Origin of the sequence: Actinomadura sp. WAC 06369 (assembly GCF_003947565.1) — a bacterium.
Lineage (GTDB): Bacteria > Actinomycetota > Actinomycetes > Streptosporangiales > Streptosporangiaceae > Spirillospora > Spirillospora rifamycini.
The window spans coordinates 1-2,756 of the sequence record NZ_QHJN01000337.1; the positions used below are offsets into that span (position 1 = coordinate 1).

Sequence of the window (2,756 nt, forward strand, 5' to 3'; positions counted from 1 at the left end):
GGTAGGCGCTGAGCGTGTTGGCCGCCAGCCCGCGCTCGACCGCCAGGTGCCCCAGGTAGGTGTCGACGGCCGCCGCTGGCCGCGGCCGTCGACACCTACCTGGGGCACCTGGCGGTCGAGCGCGGGCTGGCGGCCAACACGCTCAGCGCCTACCGCCGCGACCTCGGCCGGTACCTGCGGGTGATGCTGCTGCGGGGCCGCACCGCCGTCGACCAGGTCACCGAGCACGACGTCCGCGGCTTCCTGCTCGCCCTGCGGGAGGGCGACCCCGACCATCCGCCGCTGTCGGCGGGTTCGGCGGCGCGCGCGCTCGTCGCCGTCCGCGGCCTGCACCGGTTCGCGCTGCGCGAGGGCCTCGCCCCCGACGACCCCGCCCACGGCGTCAAACCGCCGACGCCGCCGCGCCGGCTCCCGAAGGCGATCTCCGTGCGGGACGTCGAGCGCCTGCTCGCCGCCGCGTCCGCGGCGTCCGGCGGGTCCGCCGCGGACGGCCGCGCCGCCCGCGGCCTGCGGGACCGCGCCCTGCTGGAGCTGCTGTACGGGTCGGGCGCCCGGATCTCCGAGGCCGTCGGGCTGGACGTCGACGACCTCGACCTCGCCGAGGGCGTCGCCCGCGTCGCCGGCAAGGGCGGCAAGGACCGCGTCGTCCCCGTCGGCGACTACGCCGTCCGCGCCGTCGACGCCTACCTCGTGCGGGCCCGCCCCGAGCTGGCGGGGGCGGGGCGGGGCGGCCCCGCGCTGTTCCTGAACGCGCGCGGCGGGCGGCTGTCGCGGCAGGGCGCGTGGATGGTGCTGCGCGCCGCCGCCGAGCGGGCCGGGCTGTCGGACGTCTCGCCGCACACCCTCCGGCACTCGTTCGCCACCCACCTGCTGGACGGCGGGGCGGACGTGCGCGTCGTCCAGGAGTTGCTCGGGCATGCGTCGGTGACCACCACCCAGGTCTACACTCTCGTCACGGTGCAGCTCCTGCGCGAGGTGTACGCCACCTCGCACCCCCGTGCGAGGAGCGCCTGACCGGCCGCCTTACCGGACGGAAACCAGCGGTGATGCGGCACCGACAAATACCGACGTACGGCGCGCGTCGCCTTGTGAGGGCATGGTAGGGGGCCATAGAGTCCCCGTTCTGGACGGCATTTCCGGCCGCCGGGGAGGGATCTGGTGACCAGCACGAACGGTGCGGACGGGCTGTCCTCCGCCACCATAGAGACCGATCCGAGTCGGGCCCTCGGCCCGACTCAGCGACCCGTGCCCGAATTCCCGGAACCTGAGATCCCGGCCGAGCACGGGCCCGCGCGCATCGTCGCCATCTGCAACCAGAAGGGCGGCGTCGGCAAGACCACGACGACCATAAATCTGGGCGCCGCGCTCGCCGAGTACGGCCGCCGCGTCCTCCTCGTGGACTTCGACCCGCAGGGCGCCCTGTCGGTGGGCCTGGGCAAGGGGGACCCGCGCCAGCTCGACGTGACGATCCACAACCTGCTGCTCGAGGCCGACACCGAGTGGGAGGACGTGGTCATCGAGACCAGCGTCGACGGCATGGACCTCCTGCCGAGCAACATCGACCTGTCGGGGGCGGAGGTGCAGCTCGTCCACGAGGTCGGGCGCGAGTACATCCTGCAGCAGGCGCTGAAGTCGGCCGTGCCGCACTACGACTACATCCTGATCGACTGCCAGCCGTCGCTGGGCCTGCTCACGGTCAACGCGCTGGCGGCCAGCGAGGGCGTGCTGATCCCGCTGGAGTGCGAGTACTTCGCGATGCGCGGCGTCGCGCTGCTGATGGAGACGATCGAGAAGGTGCAGGGCCGGATCAACCCGTCCCTGGTCATCGACGGCGTGCTCGGCACCATGTACGACTCGCGCACGCTGCACACCCGCGAGGTGCTCGGCCGGATCGTCGAGGCGTTCGGCGAGAAGGTGTTCCACACGGTCATCAACCGGACCGTGCGGTTCCCCGACGCGACCGTCGCCGGCGAGCCGATCACCTTCTTCGACCCCAACTCGATGGGGGCGAACGCCTACCGCGCGCTGGCGCGCGAAGTCCTCGCCAAGTGGGCCGCCTAGCCCGGCCGGACCGACGGGACGACAAGTGAATCAGTACGGGGCGCAGCCCGTTCCGGCGTCGCCGCCCGAACCGGGCGGCGGACCGCCGAGGAAGGCCGTCGCCATCGTGGCGGCCTCGGTCGCCGTGGCGGTCGTCCTGGCGGCCGCCGGGGCGTTCCTGGCGATCCGGTTCGCCGGGACGCAGCACCGCGGGGCCGGGCCGGCCCCGCGAGGCCCCGTGGAACTGCGGATGCCGCTCGAGTTCACGCAGGTCGCCGACGAGCGGCAGGGGCGGCCGTGCCCGTCCGGATACCTGCCCGAGGGCACCGCCGACGCCTGCCTCCAGTTGGAGTCCGGCGGCTTCCAGGTGGCGCGCGTCGACGCGATCGAAGCCGCCCTGCCGGAGCACTCGACGACGTGGGGCGTGGAGCTCACGTTCACCGGGGACGACGCCGAGGCGTTCGCGCGACTGACCGAGCGGGCCGCGGCGGCGCGGGCCGGGACGCCCGGCCAGCGGATCGCCGTCGTGGTCGGCGGCGAGATCGTCTCGGCGCCGGTGGTGATGCAGCCCATCACCGGCGGCGAAGTCCTGATCAGCGGCGACTTCACCCGGACGCAGGTCGACGACCTCATCGAGCGCATCACCGGCGGCTGACCCCTCGCCGGCCCGCCCGCCCGGACCCGAACGTGCCCGCGCACCCGCCGCGGCATGGGAC

3 protein-coding genes are annotated in these 2,756 nt (G+C 74.1%); all 3 read left to right on the plus strand.

The genetic code is table 11. The features are described 5' to 3' along the window. Positions 1-75: 75 nt before the first annotated feature. Complete coding sequence (gene xerD, locus DMH08_RS39190) at positions 76-1,014, plus strand: site-specific tyrosine recombinase XerD (protein WP_125621309.1); 939 nt, start codon at positions 76-78, stop codon at positions 1,012-1,014. Positions 1,015-1,200: 186 nt separating this feature from the next. After that, positions 1,201-2,061 carry a ParA family protein gene (locus DMH08_RS39195; RefSeq protein WP_425248285.1) on the plus strand — a complete coding sequence of 287 codons (861 nt, stop codon included), beginning with the start codon at positions 1,201-1,203 and terminating at the stop codon, positions 2,059-2,061. A gap of 25 nt (positions 2,062-2,086) precedes the next feature. Beyond that, complete coding sequence (locus tag DMH08_RS39200; RefSeq protein WP_125621311.1) at positions 2,087-2,695, plus strand: SecDF P1 head subdomain-containing protein; 609 nt, start codon at positions 2,087-2,089, stop codon at positions 2,693-2,695. Positions 2,696-2,756 lie beyond the last annotated feature (61 nt).